The sequence below is a fragment of the Psychroserpens sp. SPM9 genome (genome assembly GCF_025153525.1).
GTDB lineage: Bacteria > Bacteroidota > Bacteroidia > Flavobacteriales > Flavobacteriaceae > Psychroserpens.
Genome location: NZ_JANZNR010000006.1, coordinates 57,902 through 82,913, shown reverse-complemented (window position 1 = coordinate 82,913; position 25,012 = coordinate 57,902). Strand labels below are relative to the sequence as shown.

Genomic DNA, 25,012 nt, shown 5'->3' with positions numbered 1-25,012 from the left:
TATCAAATCTGCCATCAATTAAAGATTGATTTCAACTTGATTGTGTAGAATGTCCTCAAAAGTTTCTCGTTTTCTAATCAAATGTGCCTTTTTGTTGTACCACAATACTTCGGCTGGACGATAACGAGAATTGTAATTTGAAGCCATAGAATAACAATAAGCGCCTGCATTTTTAAAAGCTAAAATATCGTCTTCTGTAATTTCATTAATACGCCTGTTATTAGCAAAGGTGTCTGTTTCACAAATATAACCGACTACCGAGTAAAAGCGTTCGCGACCTTTCGGATTAGAAATATTGATAATTTCATGCTGTGCACCATATAGCATTGGTCGTATTAAATGATTAAAACCAGAATCAACTTGTGCAAAAACTGTAGACGTTGTTTGCTTAACCACATTTACTTTTGTTAAAAAATAACCAGCTTCACTTACCAAAAACTTGCCAGGTTCAAAAGCTAAGGTGAGTTGTTTGCCGTAGTTTTTACAAAATTGATTAAAGCGTTTAGAAAGTTTATCGCCTAATTCTTCAATATTGGTTTCTATATCTCCCGTTTTATAAGGGACTTTAAATCCGGAACCAAAATCAATAAAATCTAAATTTTTAAAGTTTCGAGCCGTATCAAATAATATTTCACTGGCATATAAAAACACATCAATATCAAGAATATCACTACCTGTATGCATGTGAATACCATTAATAGTCATCTTTGTGTTTTCTACAATTCGCAATAAATGCGGAATCTGATGAATTGAAATTCCAAATTTGCTATCAATATGACCTACCGAAATATTGGTGTTTCCACCAGCCATAACATGCGGATTAATTCTTATGCAAACAGGTGTTTTAGGGTGTTTGGTTCCAAATTGTTCTAATACGGAAAGATTATCAATATTAATCTGTACACCAAGTTTCGCTGCCTTTTCAATTTCCTCTAAAGACACGCCGTTAGGTGTATAAATAATTTGTTCAGGCTTAAATCCGGCTTTTAATCCTAGTTGAACTTCCTGTATCGAAACGGTATCTAATCCAGAACCCATTTGGTTAAATAGTTTTAAAACCGAAATATTAGATAATGCTTTAACAGCGTAATTTAATCGTAGCTGTTTCACCTTACCAAATGCTGATGTTAGGCGTTTGTACTGAGATTGAATTTTTTCAGCATCATAAACGTAAACCGGACTTCCAAAGTCTTTTGCAATCTGTAATAAGGTATGTTGTTCCATTCGTATAAATCTTAATTAGCTTATAAATTTTGAGCGAAAATAAGTGTAATCCGCAGTTAAAACATGAAAATAAAAAAATATTGTTATTTTTACACAAAATGTTAAATAGTTAACAAATTGAAAACAATTGCTTCCTGTGTTCAAGAGATCATTGCCACGAGTCCGTTTTTGGAAGAAGGCTTATCACGTGAGATTATTAATTTTTCAGCATTAGCTAAAGATTTAAATCGGCCCATTTCAGAAATGTTACGCAAACCTGTAAAAGATGGTGCGATTATGATGGCTCTACGACGTCATCAGCAACCATTACAGGTCGAAAATTCTAAGCGTCTACAATCGGTTTTTAATCAGTTAGGCGATATAACGGTTCGTTCTAATTTAAGTGATTACACCTTTGAAAACTCCAAGACTTTAATTAAGAGTCATTCGCAAATCTTAGAAAAAATAAGTGCCAATCATCAAATTTTTTATGCTTTTACTCGTGGAATGTTTGAGAGTAATATTATCATATCAACCTCAGAAAGTACAAGTGTTTTAAAGGCATTTGAAAGGGAAACGCAAATAGGATTTCAGGATAAATTGTCGGCAATTAGTATTTATCTTCCAAGAGGAAATTCAAAAATTGTGGGTTTATACTATCAGATTTTTAAGCGTTTGGCTTGGGAAAATATTACTCTATATGAAGTTGTGTCTACAACAAATGAATTTACAATCGTGGTAGAAGACGATTTGGTTGATAAGGCATTTTCGGTTATTAAACGTCTAAAAAGCTAGGCTAACGTAACAAATCAAAAAAAAAGAATTAGCTACTGTTTACAGAATTACTCAGCCTTTAAATCTATCTTAAAAACTATTGGTAAAAACTTTTAGTATGTTTATTTTTGTGGCAGAAACAAATACTGATAATGACTTCGGAACAGTAACTGAAGGCTAACCATAAATTTCAAAACCAAATGAATTTACACGAATATCAAGGAAAAGAATTATTAAGCAGTTTTGGCGTACGTATTCAACGTGGTATCGTTGCTCAAAATGCTGATGAAGCCGTAGAAGCAGCTAAAAAATTAACAGAAGATACGGGAACGGGATGGCATGTTATTAAGGCGCAAGTTCACGCAGGTGGTCGTGGAAAAGGTGGTGGCGTAAAATTAGCCAAGAGTCTGGATGATGTTAAAACGATTGCTGGTCAAATCATAGGAATGGATTTGGTAACGCCTCAAACTTCTGCAGAAGGAAAACGTGTTCACCAGGTTTTAGTTGCTGAAGATGTGTATTATCCAGGTGATTCTGAACCAGAAGAATACTACATGTCTGTGCTTTTAAACAGAGCTAACGGACGTAATATGATTATGTATTCTACTGAAGGTGGAATGGATATTGAAACCGTAGCCGAGGAAACACCACATTTAATTTTTACTGAAGAAATAGATCCTGCAACAGGCATCTTGCCGTTTCAAGCACGTAAAGTGGCTTTTAATTTAGGATTGTCTGGAGCTGCATTTAAGGGTATGACAAAATTTGTGACCTCTCTTTATACGGCTTATGTAAAATCGGATTCGTCATTATTTGAAATTAATCCAGTTTTAAAAACAAGTGATGATAAAATCATGGCAGTAGATGCTAAGGTATCGTTAGATGATAATGCCTTATTTAGACATAAAGATTTAGCCGAATTACGCGATTTACGTGAAGAAAATCCTATTGAGGTTGAAGCTGGAGAAATGGGATTAAACTATGTGGATCTTGATGGTAATGTTGGTTGTATGGTAAATGGAGCTGGTTTAGCCATGGCTACTATGGATTTAATCAAGCAAGCAGGCGGAGAGCCAGCTAACTTCTTAGATGTTGGTGGTACTGCCGATGCTGCTCGTGTGGAAGCTGCATTTAAAATCATCTTAAAAGATCCAGCTGTAAAAGCAATCTTAATCAACATTTTTGGAGGTATTGTGCGTTGTGATCGTGTAGCTCAAGGCGTCATTGATGCTTATAAAAATATGGGAACAATTAATGTACCTATTATTGTCCGCTTGCAAGGAACGAACGCAGACATTGCTAAAAAATTAATTGATAATTCTGGTTTGGATGTCTTAAGTGCAACAGAATTCCAAGAAGCTGCAGATAAAGTGCAAGCTGTTCTAAGCTAGAGTAGATAATATTATATAAATAAGGCCTCACAGATACTTAGTATTTGTGAGTTTTTTTTTGCTTATAAGTCTTTTGTATTTAGTATTTTAGAGACGCTTATCTAAGATAATTCTGGAATGGTATTTGTGGCTATTTAGCCATTAACATTTTAAAAACATAACATTATGAAAAATTTAATTCTTATCACATTGAGTTTATTTGTGGGGAACCTAGTCAATTCCCAATCTAGTTCAACTAATTGCACGTTAACCACCAACACAAACCATTGTAATTCGGCCAATAATTTTCCGGCTTTAACACCGAGTTTTCTCGATGTACAATTCTCTGATGTATATTATAAATCTGATGAATTAAAATGGAAAAAAGCGACACTCCTAATTAATAATCAACCCAAAATAGTCTCTGCTCGATATAATGCGTTGTATGATGCCATTGAAGTAAAGAATAATAACAAAATATATAAGTTAAAAGAACGTCCAAACTTAAATATTGCATTCTTAGAATCGAATGAAACCTATCAATACATCTCATATTATGGTGATGATGGCCTTGTGTATTCTAGTTATTTTATTGTAGATCATTTGTCGGATGAATTAGGCGTTTTCAGAAAACAAGCGTTTCAAAAAGCGAGAGACCGTTATTTAGGAACCGATAGTAAAATAGAAATAACTGATGTCTACTACATGTTAGATCAGAATAATAAGTTGGTACATTTGACAACCAGTAAACGAACAATCAAGAAAGCGTTTCCAGATAAGGCTGCTGCGATTATAAAGTTTGTTAAAACCAACAACATAAATAAAAGAAAGCAAGAAGATTTAATAACATTAGCGAGATATATTAAATCTTTGATTCAAGATAAAAACCTTGGCTAATAATTTCACTTTTTTAGTTATGGTGTATAATAGAAAGCTCTCATTAGAGGGCTTTTTCTAGTTAATGATGTTTCTGTTTTATTAAGTCTTCTAAACTTTTTTTAAATAAATAAGCGAGTCGTTTATTTTCTGCTTTTATTAATGGATAGATATTATCGAAGATGTCTTGATTAAATTCATTTTTAGGATGCGAACTATCAAATATAAATCTAAAAACACTTATAATTTCTGTTTCGTTACGTTGTAATAAAACAGCACAAATGGTTTTGGTGTCATTTTCAAGTCTTTCATAAATTTGAAATCCGTTTCTATTATAATCCGCTCCATAAAAACCATCAACACAAATATTAATGTATTTATTATAATATTGATTGGGGTCAATAGATTCTAATTTACTGAAATAAGAAATAAACCGATGTATTAAGCTATTGGTTGCAGGTAATTTACCTGTTTTGTTGCGTTTTTTCCAGTTTTCAACTTCATCAAGATATATAAGATCAAGCATAGAGTCATTAGAATTTGGCATCGCACAAAAAAACTGACGCTCTAATTCAATTTTTTCTTTCCTTTTTGCTTGTTGAGCTTTTGCTATGAGATTATCTAGTAACTCAATATGTTTTATGTCTAAAGTGATAAGAGATGAATCGCAATCAATTGGATGAATTGTTGTATTTGTTTTTGATTGAGCGTAATGACACAAAGGAAAGAGAAGAAATAATATGTAAATTTTTATCAGACTCATTTTAATGTCATCTACAATATATTTAGTAGCAGTAAATTATTGTTTCTTTTTTTCTCCCTTTTTAGGCATTGGCCCACGTAAATGAATGATTAACCCGTTGAGAAAGTTCCTTAAAATCTGGTCACCACATTCCATATAATTGGGATGATCTTCTCTTCGGAATAAGGCATTTAGTTCACTTTTAGACACTCTAAAATCAACAAGCTCTAGAATTTTAATAATATCGTTATCGCGTAATTTGTGAGCGACTCTTAATTTTTTTAATATGTCGTTATTGGTCATGGTATTGTTTTTAATCTTGATCTTTTGAGGTCATAAGCCATTGAAAAGCAGTAGGGAAATTAGAACCCCATAGCGCTTCATTATGTTCGCCACCTTCAATTACTTTTTGTTGAATCTGCGAAGGCTTCACACCTTTACTTATTAATAAAGCCACCATTTTTTCCAGGTCAGGAACCATAGATTCCCCTTCTTTAGTTCCGGCTAAAAAGTAAAATTTAGAGCTACTGGGAATTTCAACAGTTGTTGCTAAATCAAATATTTTTGAACTTACCCAAAATGAAGGTGAAAACACACCTGCTTTACTAAAGGTCTCAGGGTAGCTCACGGTTGCATAAAACGCCATAAGTCCGCCAAGTGAAGAACCAAAAATTGTGGTATGCTCCGCTTCTGGTTTGGTGCGATAGACGACATCAATATGAGGTTTTACGGTGTTTATTATAAATTGTATAAAAGTATCACCTTTTCCACCACCATATGTTTCATGCGGATAGGGAGTGAGCTCTTCCAATCGTTTTTCGTTGCCATGTTCAATACCAACAATAATAACGTCTTGATTTTTTAATGTGTCTAAGTATTCATCTACTTTCCATTCTCCAACATAAGATGTCTTAGCATCAAAAAGATTTTGAGCATCAAACATATAAATAACGGGATATGTTTTTGTAGAATCTGAATAGGTTTTAGGAGTATAAACCCAAATGGTTTTATGTGTTTTTAACTGCGGAGCTTCAATTTTAAATGTAGCCACTTGTTTAGAGGCCGTACTTTGAGCATCTACTTGCGTGGTTAGGAATACTAAAAAAAGGATTAAAAGGAAACGTCTTTTCATGTAAAAATCGATTGAAACGAAAGTACACAAAATTTGAGAAATAGACGACATGCCGTTTATCGATAATAATTTTTAGAAGGTAAAAAATCGATGAACTGCACGTTGTTTTTAAATACTTGATAATCAGTTATTTAATTTTTTATTTCTTATGAAAGTAGGAAAAGAACGACGAATTGCACTTTATTTTTCGATGACTTACAAAATATCAAGGATTATAACCTAAACAAAGTATTTAAATTTATAAAACTAAAAATCATGAATCCCTCTCGTATGATAAATCGTGTTGAAAAGCTAAGTCTATTATCAGAAATGATTGCCTTTGCACAGACTGACGACAATATAAAATCCATTGAATATAAATTTTTAGCGAGCATTGCTAAGCAATTAGAAATTTCAAAAGAAGATTTCAATTATTTATTTGAACACCCTGTGACCTATGTACATTTAAAATCACATAGCGAGCGTATTGTTCAATTTCACAGATTGGTTTTATTAATGAATTTAGATCATCATATTTCTAATAAGGAATTAGTGAAGCTGCATAATTTTGGATTACGTATGGGCTTAAGCCACGAATCTATTAATCGTGTTTTGGATTTAATGGAAAGTTTTCCAAACAAGGTGGTGCCTCCAGATTTTTTAATAGATATCTTTAAAGTGCAGTATAATTAAGTATGTAAATAACTTTTTAAACGGTCTTTAATAAAATAGTTCCAGCCTGCAACACAGCTTTCTCTTTTAAACTCAGGAATATCATCAGGAAAATCTTCCGTCACTGTTGTCGTTAAGGTTAATTGGGTTTGTTTGTCAACGCTTACCTGCGAATCACCTTTATAACCTTCATAGCTCCAGTTGTAGACAATTTTTTGATACGGAATAACGTCAATAATTTCCCATATATGCGGAAACGCTCGGTCTTCGGATGTCACAGTGAATTGGGTTTTAAAACCTTCAACAGCTTTAAATTCAGGAATATTGTCAAAAGACCATTGGGTCATTTCATCTAATTTTGTTAGGGCATTCCAAACCCGCTCTTTGGGATGGTTGAAGACTTCTCTGACAATTATAACAGGCTCACTGACTTTCATATTAAGACACTTTTAATTTCTCTAATTTAGATTGATAGCCTTTAATTTCATCTCGTAATTGCGCTGCAATGATAAAGTCTAAAGCTTTAGCAGCTTGCTCCATGAGTTTGCGCTTTTCTTTTATTTTTTTCTCTAATTGTGCTTTGGTCAGGTATTCGCTTTCAGGTTCTGCAGCTTTGGCAGCTTCTAATTCATAACTATAGGTGCTCACTGAATTTTTTGAAAGCGCATTATCTAAACTCTTGTTTAAGGCTTTCGGAGTGATGTTATGCTTCGTATTATAAGCAATTTGCTTTTCGCGTCTGTATTCCGTTTCATCTATAGTTTTTTGCATGCTTTTTGTAATCTTATCAGCATACATAATGGCTTTCCCGTTAAGATGTCGAGCAGCTCTTCCTACTGTTTGAGTGAGTGAACGTGTGGAACGCAAAAAGCCTTCTTTATCTGCATCTAAAATAGCAACCAAAGACACTTCAGGTAAGTCTAAACCTTCCCTAAGTAAATTAACACCTACCAATACATCAAAGAGTCCTTTTCTTAAATCTTGCATGATTTCAACTCGCTCTAAGGTATCTACATCACTATGAATATAACGACATCTAATTTGAATGCGATCCAGGTATTTGGTTAACTCTTCCGCCATTCGTTTGGTAAGCGTCGTAACTAAGGTCCGCTCATCCTTTTCAATACGTTGCTGCATTTCTTCAATTAAATCATCAATCTGATTCAAACTCGGACGCACTTCAATAACCGGATCTAAGAGTCCGGTTGGTCTAATCACCTGTTCGACGTAAACACCATCGGTTTTTTGAAGCTCGTAATCTGCAGGTGTTGCACTTACATAAATAACTTGATTTTGTAGCGCTTCAAACTCTTCAAATTTTAAAGGTCGGTTATCCATAGCGGCCGGTAAACGAAATCCGTATTCAACCAAATTTTCTTTCCGACTTCGGTCACCGCCATACATGGCATGGACTTGTGAAATGGTCACGTGACTTTCGTCAACAACCATTAAAAAATCATCAGGGAAATAATCTAAGAGACAAAACGGTCGTGTTCCAGGTTGTCTTCCGTCGAGATATCTTGAATAATTTTCAATACCAGAGCAATAGCCTAATTCCCGTATCATTTCTAAATCAAATTCGGTGCGCTCTTTTAAACGCTTGGCCTCTAAATGCTTTCCTATCTCTTTAAAATAATCATACTGTTTAACCAGATCATCCTGAATTTCCCTAATGGCACCTTGTAAAACATCTGGGGAAGTAACAAACATGTTTGCCGGATAAATATTGAGTCTGTCATAATGTTCAATGACTTCATTCGTCTGAATATTAAACTGCTCAATATCTTCAATTTCATCGCCAAAAAAGTGAATACGAAAGGCATCATCAGCATAGCTTGGAAACACATCAACGGTATCGCCTTTAATTCTGAAATTTCCATGATTAAAATCAGCTTCGGTTCTAGAATACAAGCTTTGTACGAGCTGATGTAGTAGATCGGTTCTAGAAATCTCTTGATTTATTTCCAGATTAATGACATTTTTCTGAAACTCAACCGGATTTCCAATACCATACAAACAAGACACAGAAGCGACTACAATCACATCACGTCGACCAGAAAGTAGGGAAGAGGTTGTACTCAATCGCATCTTCTCAATCTCTTCGTTGATGGATAAGTCCTTTTCTATATATACACCCGAAACAGGAATATAAGCTTCAGGTTGATAATAATCATAATAGGAGACGAAGTACTCTACTGCATTATCAGGGAAAAACTGTTTAAACTCTGAGTATAATTGAGCCGCAAGAGTTTTGTTGTGTGCTAAAACCAAGGTTGGCCGTTGCACTTCCTGAATCACATTGGCAACAGTAAAAGTTTTTCCAGAGCCCGTTACACCAAGTAGGGTTTGGTATTTTTCATTAGAATCAATGCCATCCACTAATTGTTTAATGGCTTGAGGTTGATCTCCAGTAGGTTTGAATTCGGATTGTACTTTAAAACGCATCTAACAAAGTTACGCAAAACTTATGTGTTTTTCTATGTGAAAGTAGTTACAGTAAGTTGATCTAAGAATTTTGAAAGTAAGATTTGATTGCTGAATATTAGCTTAGCTAAAAAGTAAAAAATGCTGTTGATGATTTGTATTATAACGGAAAACTATAATTTCGAAAAACCTAATTATTAACGCCTCAACGCAAAGTGTCCTGTGAAAGTTCTACCATCTAAAAGCTGCACTGTAAACCAGTAATCGTCACTCGGTAAGGGTTGACCGTTAAATGTACCATCCCATCCAACACTTGTATTGTTTAATTGTGTGAGCAATTTTCCGTAGCGGTTAAAAATTTTAATATCTATCCCTTGATTAAATTGAGTGTTCACACCATACACGTGCCAGTATTCGTGGAAAGGATCGCCATTTGGTGTGAAAAATTTAGGAAATCCTAATACAGAAATGACTTGTTCTGTGATTCCGCAGCCATTAATATCGCGAACAAAAACCGTATGAAATCCAGGTGGAACATTAGCAAACGTATTTTCAGTTTGATACTCTCCTTCAGCTTCATCGAGTGCATATTCATAATCGCCTTCTCCCGAAACTTCAATAGTTACGGTATTATTTGAAGTACCTTCAGTTATAATGATATCTTCAATAGTGGCATTATTAGAAGCTAAAACAGTTATGGTTCGGCTCGAATCACAACCATTGGGATCGGTCACAATTACCGTATAAGTTCCTGCTTCATTAATTTCATTAAATGTAGTGTTTACAGATGTCGAGTTGCCATTAAATAGCCATTCGTAATAGTAATTATTAGGAGCATCATTCAAAACGCCTCCAACTAAAGTAATGGTTTCTGGAAAGGTATTTAAACAATACATTACCGTTTCATCATTTAATAAGACAGGTGTATAAAGCACTACTAATTCTGCCGTTGAAATAGCAAAACATTGGTTGTTGCTTTTAATTTTGACAAAAATAGTTTGGGTATTTGGAGTTGTATTTTGAAAGGTATTAGGTAAGGCATTGGTCTCTAAAAAGGCATCGGCTTCGGTTTCGTAAAAGCTAACATTGGCGTCCATCGGAATTTGATTCTCAATAGATGTCGTTATATCTCCTAAATTAAAATCTGCAATACCATCAATAGTATCGCCATCACAGGCTTCAAGTGGCGCAATAGAAATAGTGTTATTTGAAATTTGCAATTCTAATTCGGCAATACTAAAACAATTGGCTTGATTTATAACACGTGCGTAAACGGTTTGAAACGGATTCGTATTTTGGAAATTATTAGGCTCAGAAATGGCATTATCGTTAACAATAGCATCAGCTTCAGTAAGAAAAAAGTTAACTATAGAAAGTGCACTATCGTTGTTTGTAATAAGACTTTCAGCATCATACAGGTTGTAAAAAGTAAGTCCATCTTGATTTTGATCACATTCTACAAGAACCGCGTCAACAACTGCAGGGTTAGGGGCATATTCAATAATAACTTCACCAAATAAAACACAAGTATTTTTTGTGATTTCAACATTGTAAACACCAGACTCAGAAATGTCTAAAGTTGTACCTGTTTCACCTAAAAGTTCAACCCCATCTTTAAACCATTTATAAATATTTGTGTTCCCAGGTTCGCTGGTTTGTATTTGAAAAGTGTCATCACCGCAAATCGGATTTCCATTGGCGATTAAGCGATCCGGACCTAAATCTGTAGACAGCCTAAAACTTCCAGCTTCTAAAAACACTGCAGAATCAAATCTAAAATTTTGCTCGTCAGCAATTACTAGTTTGACATGATAGGTTTCGTTAGGGATGACCTGAGCTGTGGCCGTTAATATTTTTGTTTGTCCGGCAAAATTAGTCGGCGAATTAACAGGGTTAAACCCTTCAAAGTAAGCTTCGTTTTCGGCACTACAACCAGGAAGGTCAGGGTGAACAGTGGTCACTTTAACAGGCGTATTAGTGCCAGGAACTAATGCAATATTGGTATACTGCGGACCATCGACAGGGCGGATTAAAAACCCAAATAAATCAGAAAACTGGCAAGTGTTTGGGTTGCCTTCTTGATATTCTTCGGAAGCAAAAATATAGCGAAAACTTATTTCAGTAGCTACCGAAGTAAATTCGAATTCTAAAATAGTAGCGTTCGTTGTATTCGTTTCATTAAGAATGGTTTCCAAATCATTGTCGCCTAGCCAATTGGGAGCATTATCATCACTTAAATTATCATTAGGACCAGGCACATTGGCTAATCGGCCAGTACTTAAAACAATACCAGTTTCAAACGGAAAAGTAGTTCCAGTAGCATCAAAAAATCCGAAGCTTTGATCGGTGTTATCAAAATTGCCTCCTACAACATTAGTAACCACAACATTGTTTATACATTCACTATCAATTAAAATATCTTCAACAAGTTGTTGAGGCGTAAATGTTTGACTATCTACAGTAATGTTTTGACCATAGGTCATTACCGTTATAAACAGACATAGGATTTTAAATAAGGATTTCATTTGCAATTTTACCGATTGCAAAGATACGTATAGATTGATTTACTACGCCTTAAAAAATGTTAAGATTATGGATTACAAACGCAGTGAAAAGTGGCCTTTAACTTGAAATTCTATAGCTCCTTTTTTTACATCAGCAACAAACCAGTAATCGGTTGCGGGCATCAAATTTCCATTATAAATACCATCCCAACCTTTGTCATCAGAGTCTAATGTGGTTAGCAGTTTTCCGTAGCGGTCATAAATATAAACCATCGTACCCGTTAATGTTTCAACACCAGTAATATGCCATGTGTCAAAATAAGAATCATTATTTGGCGTAAAGAATTTTGGTGCATCAATCACGACGATTTCTTTAGAAACTTCAGAACAACCATTTAAATCGATAATCGTAATAGTGTGATATCCTAAACTTACATTTTCAAAAAAGCCAGAATCTTGAGGTTCTTCATCATCTAATTGGTAGAGATAGTTTCCAATGCCGCTAATAGTAACAGTAATATTATTAGGGTCAGAGAAATCTACGGTTTCAGTAATTTCGATGGTCGCAGCTTCCGATTCAGAAACTGAAAACACACGTGTTTCCTGACAGCCATTTGGAGTGGTAACCGTTACCCAATAATCACCTATTTGCGTGATTTCGATTTCGGGAGCGGTTTCATTAGTAGACCAGAAATAGGTATCTCCAGCATTATTAGTGTTAGCACTAACAATTAGTGGCAAGTTATCTAAGCAGATGACTTGATCATCAATCGCAACAATAGGTTTCTCAAAGATAATGGTCATAAAGGATGTTGTACTAAAACAGCCTGTAGTATTATTTTCTACTCTCACATAAATAACATCATTGGTAAGTGCATCATAAGTTGGTTCTAGAGGATTAGTGCCTTCTTGGGCTAACACCATATCTAAATAATAGCTTACCGTAAAATTATTAGGGTTTTGTCCGCCTAAGATTTGTGCATTTTGCTGTGTTAAATCAAACGCGTAGAAGCCATCGTAATCATCATCACAAGCTTCTAAATTGTCAGGCTGATGGGCAACAGGTAAAGGGTTAACTTGTAAGTTAAACTCATAAATATAGTAACACAATGTGGTTGCAAATTCAACTCTTGCAAACAGCGTGTCGTTTGTCGTTACATAGTTATAGTTGTTGTCTAAGACATTCGCTTGATTTTGAGCATCTGCTTGGGATGCGTAATAGTTAACGATGACATTTTCGGTGTTGACAAGTAATACTGAATTGATATCATTTAAGTTCACCAAATCATTTTCATTATCACAAACTTCGTATACTCCAAAATCATTAATAGCAGGAGGAAGGTTGACATTGAGTTCTAAAGGAATAGCTACAAAACAATCTGAAATAGTATTCGTCACGCGTATAAAAACGGTTTGCGGATTGGTAAGATTGGTGTAGCTTTCCGGGTTTTGAATCGCGTTCGTATTGGCTTCCAAATCGCTCATCGTTTCAAAATAAGTCACCGTAATATCATCATGTCTTACATCAAGAATATCGAATTCGGCTTGTGTTAAGTCAAATTCAGTGATCCCGTCATAGTCATCATCACATTCAGAAATAGGTAAAGCTAGATTCACCTCAGGCACCTGAATGATGTTTAATTCAAAACTAGTTATCGAGTTACATATGGTTCCGTTATCAATCACAACAAAAATCTGCTGTGGGTTTACCGTATTGGCAAATTCTAACGGAATCGCATTAGTTTGATTTTCGGCATTCGCCAAAGAGGTGTAAAAGCTAATATCTAAGGTGTCGTTTATACCTTCTGAAATTTCAGAAACCTTAGAGTTTAAGTCAAAAGTTTCGCTTCCATCGTTAGAAATATCATCACAAACAAACCAATCTGTGGGCGTGTTAAATAATGGATTGGTTCCAACTTCGATGGTAAATGAGGCTGTTCCGTAGCAATCTACATCGGTAATATTTTGAACTCTTACAACAATCGTTTGTGGATTAGAAATATTTTGATAGGCGACTGTTTTGTCAATAGCATTGGTATTATTATCGGCATCGTTTTGGTTTAAAAAGTATAATACTTCTTTTCCGGTTTGACCATTTAATATTTCGGCATCTTTAGTTTCAAAAATAAAATCACCAATATCATCACTGGCATCTTCACAAATTTTATAATTTGAAATTGCTATAAAATCTGGAAGTGTATTTACAATGACTTCAAAATTTTCTGTTGAATAACAGCCAGTTGCAGTGTTTTCAATACGTATAAAAATCGTTTCGGTAGTTGCAGGATATGATGTCGTTGCAGCGATTGCATTTGTATCCGATTCCGCAGCATTTAAACTATTATGAAACGTAATGGTTCTATTGTTTGTATCAGAAACCACTTCTGAAATCTTAGCATCTAAGTCTATAATATACACACCATCTAAATCGTCATCGCAAATCACAATATCTGTAGGCTCGTTTGAAAGTGGCGCAGGTAATACTTCAATTTCGAAAGCATTTGTGTCTGCACAAGAGGTATCATTTGATGTTATTCTTGTGTAGAATGTTTGTGGATTACTGGTGTTGGTATAAATTGTAGGTAAAGGGTTTGTATTAGCATCGGCATCTGCTTCTGAAGCAAAATAGGTGACAGTAAAATCAGCTTGGCCATTGGTAACTAGACCATCATAAGCGCTTAAATCAATTGCGGTAAACCCATCTTGATCTGTATCACAAACCGTTTGATGATTAATAGGAGCAAACTCTGTAATTGGGTTGATAATAAGTTCAATGGCTTCAACTTCTTGACATTCCGGACTTGTTAGAGTTATGTATAAGGTTTGCGGGTTACTAGATGGAACAAAAGGCACCGCTGTATCTATAGGATTAACCTGATTATCTCTTTCGTCTTCAGTAAGATAAAAATCGATATCGATAGTATAATCCATGACCTCTTCAACATCATTAATAATAACATCTGTAATATAGGTTAAACTAAATTCTTCGACGCCATCATTGTCTTCATCACAAATCGTATATTCTCTAATGTCTGTTGCAGTCAATAAGAGGTTGGAGTGAATTTCAATGGGAGTTGTAGTCGCACAGCCAGTATTAGCATCTTCCACTCTTATAAAAACAGTTTGTTCGTCGATGTTTATATTGGCATAATTGGTTTCATCAGTAATGGGATTCACCCCTAAATCGGCATCTTCCTGTGTTTCATGAAAGGTCACATTTACACCAGTTAAGCCTTCTAAAACATCATCAGTAATCGATGTTAAATCAAACATGGCAAAACCATCATGATCAAGGTCGCAAGCTTCTATATAATGATTGTCGGTATTTATAACCGGATTACCAAGTACTTCAAGGTCTAAGGTCGTTGTGATAGAACAGCCAGTACTGCTATTCGTCACGTTAACAAAAAGTGTTTCTGTAGGGTTGGTGTTAACATAAGGCAACGGAATGGCATTCATACCATTATCTGCGTCATTTTGAGTGTAATGGTAGCTGACTACTAAATCAAAGTTGCCATTGGTGATTTCGTCATCTTTTTGCGATAAATCTATAGTTGTAAATCCGTCAGCATCAGTATCATCACAAGCCAATAAAACGGAAGGAGGCGTGATATTTGGTAAAGGATTTACAATCAAATTAAAGTTTTGAAAAGCCAGACAACCATTTGTGGTATCTACAATTCTAATGAATATGGTTTGTGGGTTTGAAGTATTTTGAATAGTTCCAAAAATTGGATTGTTTCCGTTTTGGGCATCAGTTGCTGTTAAGTGATATGTAATTGTATAGTTTGATGAAGGTACAGCCGCTAAGACTTCGCTGTCTTTTGATGATAAATTAAACGTTTCAATCTCGTCACCACTTGAGTCATCGCACAATTCATAATCTGAAATAGGTTCAGCAGACTGCGTGGAGCTTAAGATTACATTTACACTGTCTTCAATAAGACAGGTAGAACCAGCAAGAGGTATTTGAATTTCTACACGATACTCACCTGATTGGTCTGCACTATAAGTGGGAAGAATTTCACCTGCGATGGCGCTGTCATTTAAAAACCATTGGTAAGTTGCCTGTGGGTTTTCTATGTTTCCATCTAAAGTAACAGCATCTGCACAGGTTTGAATATCTGGACCTAAGTCGACCGTCGAATTAAAACTATTACCTTCTATAAAAACTGCGGAATCATAATTTTTATCTGTTTGATCTGCAATGACTAATTTGATATGATACTGCACATTAGGTTGAATGCTAGCTGTAGCAGTCATGACTGTGGTTCTTCCGTTATAATTGGTGTCTCCAAGATTGTAACCTTCAAAGAATTGACCGTTTGAGGCTTCACAAAACCCGACGATTTCATCATGTATGGTGTTGGTATTTACAGGTGTTGAGGTACCAGGAATGACAGCAATATTAACATATGGATCGTTGGTTCCTGCTTCTTTAATGAGAAAGGCAAAGCCATCAGAGTACTGACAAGGGAAATTTCCAAAGTATTCTTCGGAAGCCAGGATGTAATTAAATTGAATTTGATTAGCCACCGAAACGAAATCAAACTCAATAGATGTAGCGTTTAAAGTGCCTGTGATACCTAATGCTGTTTCAAGATCAGAATCTGTAGTCCAATTTGATTCCCCTTCATTTAAAACTGCTGTGTTTTCGGTATTACCTCCAGAAGCAGCATTTCCAGTGGAGAGCATGATTCCATTTTCGAAAGGAAAATTGGATCCAGCACGTTCAAAATATGCAAAACTATTAAATCCGTTAACTTGACCGTTTACTACCGATTGGATATTTGAGGTTTCTACACACCCTTGAATGAGGTTGTTTTCTATGAGTTGTTGTTCTGAAAAAGAATTATCTATACTGATTTGCTGAGCACTAACTGTGCAGCATAAAATGCATACGAATATGTTGAGGGATTTTTGTAGTAGTGTCATTTGTAAGCGGTTAAGTTACGAAATCAATAGCGTTTAATTTGGGACTATTTTTAATATTGATTTTCTGTTGGCTCGAAAAGTAAATGTAATTAAGACGAAATACAAAAAAACACGATGAAATACATTAAATTTTAACATTTAAAGCATTTTTAGGAAAATTTCACTTTGGAAAAGCTTTTAATAATTGACATAAACCCAGCCAATTAAGTTTTCAAAATTTGGGTCATTGAGGTTAAGCACGTAAAAATAGGTGCCAACAGGAACTAATTTACCATGATTATTTAAACCACGATTTATAAATCCGTTCCATTTTTTATCATTGTTGCCTTCAAAAACTAAAGTGCCATAACGATTAAAAATTTTGAGTTCATGAGCTTCAAAAATATCATATAAATCCTGTATGTTAAACCAGTCATTAATACCATCATTATTAGGTGAAAAGCCTTGAGGAACATATGGTGGGCAATTTTCTACAGACAATTCAAAAGTATAAACATCGTAGCAAGGCGGATTATCAATTTTGGCGTATAGGGTTTGAGGGTTTCCAATCGAAGCATAAGTTTCAGGATTTAGAATGTCATTGGTATCAGACTCTAAATCGGCTAAGGTTTCATAAAAAACAGGCTCGTTATCAGAATTTATAGTGTTTTGAAGAATAGCAATCAAATTAAAAGTAGCGCTGCTGAAACCTTCATTACAAGCTAGTTCTCCAGGTATCGATTGAGCTGGAGGCACAACAAGTAGTTCGATGATAGCATCATCAATATTATTAATTTCTATGATTTCCAGAATAGTTCCGTTGCCAGTTCCATCGTCATCAACTGCTAGGGTAAGAAGAAAGACATCAGAAATATTTTCAGAAAGCATTAAAGTAATCGTACCGCTTTCTGAAGCATTTATGGCAATCTCATTTTGCGTTTGTGATTGTCCGATAAGCTGGCCTTCCGCATAAAAAGCAATAGGGGTTTGGGCAGGTAATGGATCGGTACTATTGGTATTGAATACAGTATAATCTAAGGCTAGCGTTCTGTCGCCACAGTTAATCATATAACTATCTAGTGCAATAGTGGCATCGGGTAGCTGACTGTTTAATACAGTGACAATATTATTAATGATAATTAAATCGGCTCTAAAAATTCCAAATTGATCAAAAGCGCCTGTAGTCATTTTGATGGTTGCGCTTGTATCTCCAATACTGATATTATCCTGAATATTATAAACGTCTAAATCGGCATTGTAAAATGTGCTCGAATTGGTAAAGCTATTGGTGCCGTTAAATGCATTATCGCTTAAATTCAATGGCGGATTGGATAACACATTGTCATTTATAGATAAACGTTCTCCAAAATTTAGTGCATTATCACCTTCCCAGGCTAGAAATCCAATTTTTGCACCTTCATTATCAATAACGTTGAGGTTGTCGATAACAATGGTTTTTTCCTGATTATTTCTATTAATAATTTCGAGACCCTGATAAAGGTTGAGTTGATTTAAAGGTAAACTATCATCTTCAAAAATCACATAAATACTCCAGCCGGCAAAGTTGGTTCTATTGTCACAGTATCCAGTAGTATTGGTCAGCACATCAGTAATATCTAAATCAGATAGCTCATAAGTTGTATTGCCTTGCGCTATTATAAAATCGGTGATATTGGCATAACTAGAAAAATAGGTGAGTGTTTCTGAAAACGGTTCCGTATAATCAACAGTATACGTGGCTTCGGCATCAATAGACATTCCATTTAATGTCACATTCGTATCTCCTGTGCCAGAACCAGCCCAATAAAGATAGGCAGCAATGACTGTTGCTGAAGGTGCTATATTTAAGGTTGCACTAGACGATTCTAAAGGAAAGCAAAAACTTTGATCCAGATTATTTTCAAAAGGATTGAGTGTATTTCCTATTGCTGTATAGTCATAGCGACCATTAAATTGTTGAAATAATTCAATATCTTGAGCATACGAAGTTAAAGTAGTGAGAGAAACGATACTAATAACTAAGTATTTAAAGATGCTCATTTTATGATTTTAGATTGACAATTTACAGCTTTTTCCGCTATCGTTTTAAAGTGAAATGTCCTTTAAGAGTTCTGCCATCTTCAAGGTTCACAACATACCAATAATCATTTGTAGGCATGTCTACACCATTGAAAATGCCATCCCATCCAGCGCTTAATGGATCGAGTTCTTTGAGAAGTTTTCCGTAGCGATCAAAAATTAGAATTTGCGTGTTTGGTTGAAAATCGGCCGAAATACCTTTTACTTGCCAGTAAGGATGATGAATATCACCATTAGGGGTAAAAAACTTTGGAAACCCAATAACTGAAACCACATCTTCTACGACGCCACAATCATTTTCAACATCCCGAACAAATATGGTATGAAATCCAAAGCTCACAGTTTCAAATACATTACTTTCTTGATACGGACCATTAGGATTATCCAAGGCATATTCATAAACACCTTCACCCGATACAAAGACAGAAATGGTATTATTCGTTGTCGCATCTGTTACTTGAATGTCTACAAACGTCGCAATATCAGAAGGCAAAACTGTAATGGTTCGATCTCTGTAACAATTATTAGTATTAGTGACTCTAACGGTGTAAGTGCCAGGTTCATTAATGTTAATTTCGGAAGTTGTGGCTCCTGTAGACCAATCGTAATAATAATTATTAGGGATATCATTTATAACACCACCTGTTAGTGTTATCGTATTTGGCGCTGAGTTGAGACAATAGTAAATTGTTTCTTCGGTTTCTAGTTCTGGTAATTCAAAAACGTTGAGTTGTATTTCACTAATTCCGTAGCATTCATTGGCGTTTTCTACGCGAGCAAAAACCGTTTGAGAATACGGCACAGTATTAGAAAAAGTCGTAGCAATAGGATTAATCTCTAACAACGCGTCTTGAAGTGACATATAATAACTAATCGTTAGACCATCAGGTAGCCCTTCGGTAATCGCTTCATTTGCTTCGGAAAGTTCAAAAGTGGTTAAACCATCATTTTCACCACTATCACAAGCGTCAAGAATGACATCATTAGAATTGGTGTTACTAATTTCAAGAGTAATTTCAGAAATATTAGAACAACCATTATCAATATTTCTAACTGTAGCATATACCGTTTGCGGATTAGAAAGATTAGTGTAATTAAGAGGAAGGGGATTGACTTGATTTTGAGCATCGGCATACGTTTCATAGTAAGTAATGTCAACACCAGTCTCATTATTGGTTACTTCTGCACTGATTTCGTCAAGGTTAAAACTTGAAATTCCATCAGCTATCTCATCATCACACTGAAGTATTGAAGCATTATTAGCTGTTGGAATATCGTTCGATAATAGCACTGTTGCAAAACCAACAACGGGACAATTACCATTATTAGGTTCTACAAAGACTTCATAAAATCCTGGTGCATCAACCTCTAATGTAAATGCTGTTTCGTTAGGGATAACGACGTTGTCTTTCATCCATGTATAAGTTGCGCCACTAATATTATCTGCTTTTAAGGTTTCAGTTTGATTACCACACAGATAAAGTTCACAACGACTAAGCCCATTTTTAACAATATCAATACGTTTATTAAACCATTGCTTGTTGATGTTTGGTAGCTGTCCGTTTACAAGATTTTGGTTGGATTCATTAATATCGATAAGAACAGAGAAGGGTTCGTAATTTATACTCGACAAACTAAAAGCATCGGGATTGTTTACGGTAGCCAAATAGCGTCTGTAATCTAAATTGCTAGTACTAAAAATAGCTTGGGTTCTATATATTTTGTTGTCTATCCCTAATTGTAAATCATCTGCAATGTTTTCGCTAAGTTCTTCTATAAGTTCCTTAGAACTTGGAATGTTTGTAGTGTTTAAATTAAATCTTAGAAATCGTTGTGGCACAAAATTTTCGGCAACACCACCATCGCCAACTATCGCATAAAGCCAGTTGCTTTGAGGGGAAAATTCAACGACATATGGAAATTCATAAGCGCTTTCTCCATTGAACACATTACGCTTATTGGATATGACTCCAGTCGCATTGTCAAAATCATACAAAAGAATAATCCCAGGAATATGATACGGTCCGTCATCAGACGGAAAAGAATTAAAAGCAGCAGCTAATAAACTGCCATCTGGAGATGCTTTTAAATCTGAATAAGAATAAAAATAGGAGCTGCCATCTCCGGCAGGAATAAGCTCTATTACTGGCGGAATTGTTGAAATGACTGGATTTGGATTCACGCCATTTTCATCGAGCTTAAAGGCGTAAAAATTAGATTGCAAATGTGTTATAATCCAATAGGAATTACAGTCGGCACCTCTAACTGCCGTTAATGCATTTCCAGCTTTTGCGATAGCATCATCGGCATCTGCTGGGTTGTAGGCTACTAGTTCTATATCACGTTGTGTTGATACCACATCACCTAAACCACCATCTAGTGACATATCAATTTCAGAATAATTTAAGCCGCTGTTATAGCCGTCATCGTCATTATTGTTAGGGCCAATTCGGTCAATTACAAAGATGTAAAAATGACCAGGATTATTAGGTTTTGGAAGGATTAATGAGTTTTTGAAACCCTTCAACGCATTCCCGTTAGCAACATTAGCGTTGGGGAAGGGTTGGTGATTTCGATTCCAAATAGAGCGGCTATCAGAATAGAATAACAAGTTTCCATAATGATCTGAAATGACGGATGATGGTCGAGCAGGACCAATAGGGTCTGTGGTTAATACACCATCGGTGAGACCTACCACAGTATTATCACAATAATTAAAATTAGCACCACCTCTGGTATTAAAATACCAATTTGAGGCTTCACTTTGAGAGAAGCTAAAGCCACCAATAAAAAGAAAAGCGATCGTAAATAATGTTCTCATACTAATTCTATAATGGTTAACTGTAGTATAAAAAATTAACGTTTTAATGCAAAATGCCCTTTAAATGTACGTCCATCTTCTAAGGTTACCACAAACCAATAATCACTGGCAGGCATATTGTAACCGTTAAATGTGCCATCCCAACCTGGACCTAGCGGATCTAGTTCTTTTAATAACTTTCCAAAGCGGTCAAAAATTAAGATAAGTGAGTTCGGTTGAAAATTGGCCGAAATCCCTTTAACTTGCCAATACGGATTATAAGTATCGCCATTAGGTGTGAAAAATTTGGGGAACCCAATAACAGAAACTATCTCATCAACAATTCCGCAATCGTTCTCTATGTCGCGAACATATACCGTATGAAAGCCAAAACTTACATGTTCAAATATATTACTTTCTTGATAAGGTCCATTGGGATCATCTAAAGCAAATTCATAAACGCCTTCGCCTGATACAAAAACCGTAATACTATTATTTGAGGTCGCATCGGTTACTTGAATGTCTGTAAATGTTGCAATATCTGAAGGTAATACGGTTATCGTTCGGTCTTTAAAACATCCATCGGTATTGGTGACACGAACTGTATAAGTTCCGGGCTCATTAACTTGAATTTCAAATTCATCATCTCCGGTAGACCAGTCGTAATAATAGTTGTTTGGAATATCGTCAATAAGACCACCAGTTAATGTGATGGTCTGCGGAAATGTATTCAGGCAGTAATAAACCTCTTCTTGCGTTATAATATTTGGTAATTCAAAAACAGTGAGCTGAATTTCGCTAATACCGAAACAAGCATTCATAGTTTCAACACGTGCATATATGGTTTGAGTATACGGATGCGTATTAGTGTAATTTGTACTCAACGGATTGTCTTCAATAAGAGCTTCTTCGTATGTTTCATAAAAGGTCACGTCTAAATCTGAAGGTAATCCGAAAAGAATAGCATCTAAAGCATCATTTAAATTGAAATTAGACAAGCCATCTTCAGTGCCGTCATCATCACAAACTTCCAGCGTTGTATTGTTTGAAGCGGTTGAACTGGCTTCCAGAATAAGCTGGGTTGTATTTGTACATCCCGTTTGTGTGTCTGTCACTAAAACGTGAAGCGTTTGCGGATTAAAATAATTTTCAAAAGCATCCGGATTGAGCTCATCTTCATCATTTTCTAAATCAGACAATGACACATAAAACTGAACACTTCTATTAGCCGAACCTCCTGTAATAGCATCAAAAGCTTGATTGAGATCAAAAGTGGTAAAGCCTTCAGGAATACCATCTTCATCACATTGAATAAGCGTTGTCGTATGCGCTTCGGGCGAATTATTAACGGTTAGAGTGAAGGCATCTGTGGTATAACAATCGGTATTGTCATTATTTTCCATACGAACAAAAATAACTTCATTTGTTGCAGTGGTGTTGGTGTACACACTTGGGTGCGCATTGGTATTATCATCGGCGTCCTGTTGTGTTGGATGGTATGAAATGGTGTACTGTGTGTCATCTTGAGTCCCTAAAATTCCAGCATTAAAATCATCTAAGTTTGTGGTCGTGAAGCCATCCATGCTATTGCCTCCTATACCATCATCGCAAACGGTAAGGTCATTAAGTAGAGCTATGTTAGGTGTTACAAAAACCTCTAACATAAACGAAGTCGTAGCATAACAGTTGGGGTTGTCAATATTGTGGACTCTGGCGTAAATGGTTTGCGGATTTTCGGTACTACCAAATTCACCTAAAATTTCGTTCGTATTAGCATCGGCATCGTCTTCAGTTGTAAAATAATGAACAGAATACAAGCTAGGATCTTGGCCATCCAGAATAGCTGTGTCTTGAGTGCTCAAATCAAAATTGGCTAGATTTACAGTATTACAAGCCACTAAATCTTGAGGTTGTGTGGCCGTTGGAATATCAAAAACGCCCACTACAGCTTCCCCTTCAATTGGACATTCTCCATTATTAGGTTCGATATAAACTTCATAAAAACCTGGCGTGTCTACAAATAATTCAAATGTCGTTTCAGAAAGTACAACCCCGTCTTTAGTCCAAACATAAGTACCACCAGGCACGTCTTCAGCAATTAAAGTGTAACTATCACCAGTACATAATTTGAGTTCTGTTGTGCTTATTCCGTTTTGAATAATATCAATTTGTGAGTTGAATAAAGACTGTATAAATGGCGGTAAACCAATGCGGCTTAAATTTTGAAATCCACCATTGACATCGAGTAAAATTCCGGTTTCGTCATAATTGGTAGCGCTACCCGTCGCTTCAGGATTATTAATAATACCGATATAATCTCCGGTAGTTGTAAAATTAGCAAAGCTAACCTGAGCTCTGTAAATACGCTTGTCTAATCCTAATTGTAAAGCGCCTGCACTTAAGGAACTTGATTGATGTATCAGTTGAATTGAAGCCGGAATATTAGTGCTTTCCAAATCCCACTGAAAAATACTACTCGCACCATTACCTTGAATCCCTTGACCAACCGTAGCATAAATTTTTCTGTTTTCAGCTGAAAATTCGACACCATACGGACTGTCGCCATTTTGCGGACCGTAAAGTTCTAACGAATTAGAGACCACGCCTGTATCGTTATCAAAATCAAATAAATATACACCGCCAGGAGCATCTCCAGCTGTTGTTGTTGCAAATCCGAAATGTGCTACAGCCAATTTTGTGCCATCAGGTGACGCTTTGATGTAACCTAGCGAATTCCGGCGGTATCCCGAAACGGGAACTTCTGGGCCTACTGTAGAAATAACCGGAGTTGTATTCACGCCGTTAATGTCAACTTTAAAGGCATAAAACGCATCAATAAAATGTGTGATTACCCAAAATGAAGAACAATCATCAGCTTTTACAGCAGTGATTTTTTCAGAACATTTATAATCTACTTCATTAGGATTTGTAATGTCATAGGTAACTAAAGGGACGTTTTTTTCAGTATCAACAACATCACCTAAACCACCATCAAGCGTGATGTCTACTAAAGAATATTGCAAACCATCGTTAATCCCATCGCCATCGGTTTCCGTTGGAAAACCTGCCGAATTAAAATGATGTGGTTCATCAACAGTAAAAATATAGTATAAGTTTGGGTCTTGTGGTTTCGGAACAATTAAACCCGATGAGGTACTCGAGTCGTCGCCTTTTAAACCAGTACCAAGTGCTTCGCTGGCATTAGCCATAGCAATGTGATTGGCATTCCAGATGGTACGTCCATCAGAATAAAATAGTAAGTTTCCACTGGTGTCTGAAATAGAGGTACAACCTTCGAGTGTGTTTAACTGGCCATTGGTTATTGCTGAAACAGTTCCAGAACCAGCGTCAAATTGTAGTCCTGCGTTTTGACCAAAATACCAGAAAGAGGCTTCTTGTTGTGCAAAAGTGAGGGCAACAGAAAATAGCGTTATAAAAATTAAAACGGATTTCTTTTTCATGTAATATTTGCAATTAGCTGAGTCGCTTTATCAATAGAACAACATTAAAACTAAATCTCCTACTTTTTTCTTTTCAGAAATT

Annotated in this window: 15 protein-coding genes; 4 read left to right on the top strand and 11 right to left on the bottom strand. The window is 35.6% G+C overall.

Annotated features, from left to right (window positions below):
• Positions 1 to 18 precede the first annotated feature (18 nt).
• Entirely contained in the window at positions 19 to 1,224 is a 1,206-nt protein-coding gene (gene lysA, locus N4270_RS12600; RefSeq protein WP_260097625.1) for a diaminopimelate decarboxylase, read from the bottom strand.
• A gap of 117 nt (positions 1,225 to 1,341) precedes the next feature.
• On the opposite strand from lysA, the gene N4270_RS12595 reads away from it, so the two are divergent.
• From N4270_RS12595 to N4270_RS12585, 3 genes are all read left to right on the top strand, one after another.
• Entirely contained in the window at positions 1,342 to 1,998 is a 657-nt protein-coding gene (locus N4270_RS12595) for a hypothetical protein (RefSeq protein ID WP_260097622.1), read from the top strand.
• Positions 1,999 to 2,177: 179 nt separating this feature from the next.
• Positions 2,178 to 3,368, top strand: coding sequence for an ADP-forming succinate--CoA ligase subunit beta (gene sucC, locus N4270_RS12590; RefSeq protein ID WP_260097613.1), 1,191 nt, complete (start codon positions 2,178 to 2,180; stop codon positions 3,366 to 3,368).
• A 165-nt stretch (positions 3,369 to 3,533) separates the two neighbouring features.
• Complete coding sequence (locus tag N4270_RS12585; RefSeq protein WP_260097612.1) at positions 3,534 to 4,244, top strand: hypothetical protein; 711 nt, start codon at positions 3,534 to 3,536, stop codon at positions 4,242 to 4,244.
• 61 nt (positions 4,245 to 4,305) lie between these two features.
• Here N4270_RS12585 and N4270_RS12580 read toward each other — a convergent pair whose 3' ends face one another.
• From N4270_RS12580 to N4270_RS12570, 3 genes are read right to left on the bottom strand one after another with little or no spacing between them, the layout of a single operon-like run.
• On the bottom strand, positions 4,306 to 4,986 hold the full coding sequence (locus N4270_RS12580; protein ID WP_260097610.1) for a hypothetical protein: 681 nt from the start codon (positions 4,984 to 4,986) through the stop codon (positions 4,306 to 4,308).
• A 36-nt stretch (positions 4,987 to 5,022) separates the two neighbouring features.
• The gene (locus tag N4270_RS12575) at positions 5,023 to 5,268 is read right to left on the bottom strand and encodes a DUF1456 family protein (protein WP_260097608.1); all 246 of its coding nucleotides are present in this window, start codon (positions 5,266 to 5,268) and stop codon (positions 5,023 to 5,025) included.
• Between the two features lie 10 nt (positions 5,269 to 5,278).
• Positions 5,279 to 6,097 (bottom strand): alpha/beta hydrolase, encoded by an 819-nt coding sequence (locus N4270_RS12570; RefSeq protein WP_260097606.1) that lies wholly within the window; start codon positions 6,095 to 6,097, stop codon positions 5,279 to 5,281.
• Positions 6,098 to 6,367: 270 nt separating this feature from the next.
• On the opposite strand from N4270_RS12570, the gene N4270_RS12565 reads away from it, so the two are divergent.
• The gene (locus tag N4270_RS12565; protein WP_260097913.1) at positions 6,368 to 6,769 is read left to right on the top strand and encodes a TerB family tellurite resistance protein; all 402 of its coding nucleotides are present in this window, start codon (positions 6,368 to 6,370) and stop codon (positions 6,767 to 6,769) included.
• Here the strand turns inward: N4270_RS12565 and N4270_RS12560 are convergent.
• The 7 genes from N4270_RS12560 to N4270_RS12530 form a co-directional block, all read right to left on the bottom strand.
• Entirely contained in the window at positions 6,766 to 7,185 is a 420-nt protein-coding gene (locus N4270_RS12560) for an SRPBCC domain-containing protein (protein ID WP_260097600.1), read from the bottom strand. The genes N4270_RS12565 and N4270_RS12560 overlap by 4 nt on opposite strands.
• Before the next feature lies 1 nt (position 7,186).
• Positions 7,187 to 9,193 carry an excinuclease ABC subunit UvrB gene (gene uvrB, locus N4270_RS12555; protein WP_260097597.1) on the bottom strand — a complete coding sequence of 669 codons (2,007 nt, stop codon included), beginning with the start codon at positions 9,191 to 9,193 and terminating at the stop codon, positions 7,187 to 7,189.
• Positions 9,194 to 9,369: 176 nt separating this feature from the next.
• A complete protein-coding gene (locus tag N4270_RS12550) occupies positions 9,370 to 11,697 on the bottom strand; it encodes a choice-of-anchor L domain-containing protein (protein WP_260097596.1) in 2,328 nt (775 codons plus the stop codon).
• 72 nt (positions 11,698 to 11,769) lie between these two features.
• Positions 11,770 to 16,611, bottom strand: a complete 4,842-nt coding sequence (locus N4270_RS12545; RefSeq protein WP_260097594.1) for a T9SS type B sorting domain-containing protein — start codon at positions 16,609 to 16,611, stop codon at positions 11,770 to 11,772.
• Between the two features lie 177 nt (positions 16,612 to 16,788).
• Complete coding sequence (locus N4270_RS12540) at positions 16,789 to 18,630, bottom strand: gliding motility-associated C-terminal domain-containing protein (RefSeq protein ID WP_260097593.1); 1,842 nt, start codon at positions 18,628 to 18,630, stop codon at positions 16,789 to 16,791.
• A gap of 37 nt (positions 18,631 to 18,667) precedes the next feature.
• On the bottom strand, positions 18,668 to 21,490 hold the full coding sequence (locus N4270_RS12535; protein ID WP_260097592.1) for a T9SS type B sorting domain-containing protein: 2,823 nt from the start codon (positions 21,488 to 21,490) through the stop codon (positions 18,668 to 18,670).
• A gap of 35 nt (positions 21,491 to 21,525) precedes the next feature.
• The gene (locus N4270_RS12530) at positions 21,526 to 24,930 is read right to left on the bottom strand and encodes a T9SS type B sorting domain-containing protein (RefSeq protein ID WP_260097591.1); all 3,405 of its coding nucleotides are present in this window, start codon (positions 24,928 to 24,930) and stop codon (positions 21,526 to 21,528) included.
• Positions 24,931 to 25,012 lie beyond the last annotated feature (82 nt).